At 50.9% G+C, this 3,920-nt stretch carries 5 protein-coding genes; all 5 read left to right on the top strand.

What is annotated here, in order from left to right:
- The first annotated feature begins 349 nt into the window (after positions 1-349).
- Positions 350-2,038 (top strand): DUF3373 family protein, encoded by a 1,689-nt coding sequence (locus tag VFG09_15245; GenBank protein HET6516507.1) that lies wholly within the window; start codon positions 350-352, stop codon positions 2,036-2,038.
- A gap of 124 nt (positions 2,039-2,162) precedes the next feature.
- Complete coding sequence (locus VFG09_15240) at positions 2,163-2,705, top strand: TlpA disulfide reductase family protein (protein HET6516506.1); 543 nt, start codon at positions 2,163-2,165, stop codon at positions 2,703-2,705.
- A gap of 10 nt (positions 2,706-2,715) precedes the next feature.
- Entirely contained in the window at positions 2,716-3,057 is a 342-nt protein-coding gene (locus tag VFG09_15235) for a hypothetical protein (GenBank protein HET6516505.1), read from the top strand.
- A gap of 129 nt (positions 3,058-3,186) precedes the next feature.
- Positions 3,187-3,582, top strand: a complete 396-nt coding sequence (locus VFG09_15230; GenBank protein HET6516504.1) for a hypothetical protein — start codon at positions 3,187-3,189, stop codon at positions 3,580-3,582.
- A 75-nt stretch (positions 3,583-3,657) separates the two neighbouring features.
- Positions 3,658-3,920 (top strand): hypothetical protein (locus VFG09_15225; GenBank protein HET6516503.1); only part of this gene is annotated, 263 nt, incomplete at its 3' end.

Below are 3,920 nucleotides of genomic sequence, written 5' to 3'. Positions count from 1 at the left end.
TAATAGTCTGCACATTCTTGGCCGTCATTCCCGCGAAGGCGGGAATCCACTTTGAACAGAATGGATGCCCGACTAAGGATCTCGGGCATGACCAATAATAGGGAGCACATCTGTAAATATTATTTTGAGACTGTTAATATGCTGAAAGCAGCCAGCTTCCTTTTCCCATTACGTGAAACTTTGTTGAGCTCACGGAAACTGTCAAGTTCAAACTTTGACAACCTATAAATTCCAGTAATCACAAGATTTAAAGATGGCGTCACTGTTGCGCAGATGCGAAATTTCTCTTGACATAAGCGTCTTTTTCCGCTATCTTTTTAAGAAATAATCAAGAGGAGGTGATGTGATAATGAAGAAATGCCTAGTTTTTCTCCTCTCGCTTTGCCTGCTTCTCCCCGCTACTTCTTTTGCTGCCACTCAGGAAGACCTCATGATGAAGATCGATGCTCTCTCCAAAGAGCTCGACAAGCTGAAGCAGCAGATGGAAGAGATGAAGAAGCAGGAGGCTCAGAAGGAGGAGCGGATCACGGTTGTCGAGGAAAAAGCCGAGAAAGCCGCTGGTCCGTCGTGGTTCGAAATCGGGGGCGATTACCGTTTCCGGTTCGACTCTCTCAGGGGGAATATACATGACTATGTCCAGTATAACCCCTTCGCTCTCAACCCTATTTTCTCGCCGATCCAGATCCCCAATTTTCCCGCGCCAGGCGCGACGACCACTTTTCTCGCTACGGGGATCCCTGGGTATACGGCAAAGAACGACACCCTCTTGCTGAACCGGTTTGGCTTAAACCTGAAGGTTCGGCCGGTAGAGGACATCCAGGTCAAGGCCCGTCTCGTTATGTACAAGGTCTGGGGCAGTGAGACAGAAACACCTGTCCAGGGGAACTTTTTCGCCGATAGGGCATTCGGACCTTTTGATGGAGTTATCGCGCATGTGCCGGACGACAATTCCCTCAGGGTGGATTACGCATACGCCACGTGGAGCAACATCGGCGGCGCACCGGTATGGTTCTCTATCGGGAGAAGGCCGTCCACAGGCGGCATCCCCGGCAACCTCAGACAAAACACCGAGAAAATCGGGACCGCGGGAATTCCGAACATCATGGTCGATTATGCCTTTGACGGCCTTTCGCTTGGCGTTGCGCCGGACATTGATGGGCTGCCCGGTGCCTATGCAAAACTCTGTTACGGAAGGGGTTTCGACAGCGGTTTCAGAACTCCGACGAACAGTGTTCAGGACACCGATTTTCTCGGTATTAATGTCGTTCCTTATGATACTGACGACTTTCATGCGGAAGTTCAGTGGCAACACGGTTTCAATATCTTCAATTCCCCCTCTGACGGGTTTGATCAGCAGGTTGATACCGGGCTTATGGCCGGCGGTCCTCCGAGCGGCAGCTTTATCACCGTTCACACTCCGGTGAAAACAAACCTCGGCGGCATAGACTGGGTCGGGGGCGTAGTCATGGGAAAAGTCAGGGACCTTGGACTCGGCAATCTCAATCTCTTCCTTTCCGGGGCCGTGAGTTTCACCCATCCCAACGGCAATCTCTTCTCCCTGCCCTTCTTCTCCGTCAACGGCGGTTCCCCCATGACTGCCGGGTTCGGATTGCTTAATAACCAGGGACCGGGCCAGACGGACAGTCATACCGGCCAAGCGATCTACTTGGGCGGCAGATACGACATAGTTTCCACCGGCACCAAGATCGGTTTTGAGTATAACCACGGCTCAAAAAACTGGATCGGAATAGTGCCGGCCGGAGATGATATCTGGACAAGCAAGCTCGGCACGCGCGGCAATGTCTATGAAGGGTATATCATCCAGAGTCTGAACAAGAAGCCGATTGCAAAAAGAGGCAATGTCTATGTGAGGATAGGCTACCAGTACTATAGCTTTAACTATACCGGCAGCAACAACTGGGTGGGGGCGCCGGTAAGGATTAACGATCTGAATACCACAAATCCTCAAAACACACAGCTGTTGGCACCGGTCAAGAATGCCCACGACATTTACACAACCTTTGACGTAGTCTTTTGAACCTGTAGGGAGGGGCAACGCCCCTCCCGCCTTTACAATTGGCCATTGAAGTCGAAGATCGTCTCGAGGCGCTCGTTCTTGACAGAAGATATCGTTTAGTGGTAAAAGTTAAAGGAGACAGTGAATGTGGCACAACATGACCTACCTGGGCAGGCGCATTTGTATCAGTTTTATCATTTCGCTTTCTTGTTTTTCTCTTGCAGCCGGTGATACAAGCTCAAGAAATGTCTCTCCCGAAGTCGGCAAATATGCCCCGGACTTTGAACTCGATGACGTCAACGGCAGGAGAGCAACTCTTGCGGAATTCAGGGGCAAGGTGATTCTCCTCAATTTCTGGTCAACGTCCTGCGGGCCCTGCAAGGAGGAAATGCCCTCTCTCAATAGACTCTATGCCGCTCTTCAGGCTGAAGGTTTTGTGGTATTGGCAATCTCCATTGACACATCAGAAAGTCCTGTGAGGTCTTTTCTCTCGGCAAAGAGTATCAGCTTTCCCGTCCTCATGGACAAAGACAAGGAAGTCTATTTCGACGAGTACGCGGGATTCGGTCTCCCGACAAGTTTTCTTATCGATAAGAAGGGGCTCATTGTTGAGAAATTCATAGGCCCCAGAGAATGGGATTCCTCGGACATAAAGGAGAGGGTCCTAAAACTCTTACACAAGATATAGGGAGGTGCAGATGGGAAAATGGTCGGGACCGGGCACAGTCCTATTCGCGTTGATTCTCGCGGCGTGTACCTCGACTTTCCTTGTAAGCAAGGATGGAAAGGGCTATTTCCTTGGGAGTAAGACGAACGATTACTATAAAATGCTCTGCGAGTCAGGCGACCTCAAGAAGGTGCTGAGAGACACGCACTTTGATCAGACACTGCAGGATGACCTCTATAAGTACAACTGCTCCCCGGAACGGTCGGGGGAGAAGGTAAGGCAGATTTACGCATCCATGAGCAGTGAGCAGAGAAGAGACCTGCGGAGAGCGTTTACAAAAAACGGTTACGACATAAACTATATGCCCTGCTGAGGGGAGAAGATCTCCACATCCGGTCGGATGTGAAGAGTGGGTCGCTTTAGTCGGTTCCACAGAATGGGCGTGTCTCTTCTTTTTTTAATGTTATGTTTTGCGGAGGAACTCGAAGGGGGGAGAAGGAAGATGTTCGAGGTTTTGTCAAGAATTGCGGTTGTTTTCGTTGCGCTTGCGGCGTTTTGGGGCTGCTCTCCCTCCGTGTTGAAGATGTATCCTGGCCCCGAGCTGCCTGCTGATGAGGTGGCAACGTTGGAATTCCATGAACCTATCCGGGTGAATTCGCTCGATGGAAAAGAGGTCTCCCTGAACTGGGGTGTGATAGCAGTCCTGCCCGGAACGCATACCATCTCTATCACGTACTATAATGCCTTCAGTGCTCCCAATCCAAACGTGAGCAGCTACAAATACTCGATGAGCAACATGACCCTGACCTTTGATGCAAAACCCGGGCACACTTACGGCATCATGTATTCGAGGGAGGGCAACTCATGGAGTGCATGGATTGAGAATTTGGGCAGATAGGCGCTCAAGGCAAGGGGATAGCTGCCGAATGGCATTGTGATGGTATGTCATTGCGTGCGCATATTTACCTCTGCGATGATTAGCATCTTAGCTGTCCTCACCGGGGGATGTGCCTCGACCTTCCTCGTCTCGAAGGATTGCAAGACCTACTTCTTCGGCAGTGACGAGGAAGGGCTCCATCGTATGCTTTGCGACACCGGCGACCTCCGCGACATACTCGCCGATACCCGGCTTCCTCATGACCTGCAGGAAAGATTCTATGAGGCACAGTGTATCGACCCCTCTTATGAGGATGTGAAGGCACTCTATGCAGCGCTCACTCCTGAACAAAAGAGGGC

Source organism: Thermodesulfovibrionales bacterium (genome assembly GCA_035686305.1).
Classification (GTDB): Bacteria; Nitrospirota; Thermodesulfovibrionia; order Thermodesulfovibrionales; family UBA9159; genus DASRZP01.
Note: the sequence above shows the minus strand (reverse complement) of the source record. Positions and strands in the feature narration are given on the sequence as shown.

Coding starts and splice junctions, on each gene's coding strand:
- VFG09_15240 (HET6516506.1), top strand. CDS start 2,163: ATGTGGCACAACATGACCTACCTGGGCAGGCGCATTTGTATCAGTTTT.
- VFG09_15245 (HET6516507.1), top strand. CDS start 350: ATGAAGAAATGCCTAGTTTTTCTCCTCTCGCTTTGCCTGCTTCTCCCC.
- VFG09_15230 (HET6516504.1), top strand. CDS start 3,187: ATGTTCGAGGTTTTGTCAAGAATTGCGGTTGTTTTCGTTGCGCTTGCG.
- VFG09_15235 (HET6516505.1), top strand. CDS start 2,716: ATGGGAAAATGGTCGGGACCGGGCACAGTCCTATTCGCGTTGATTCTC.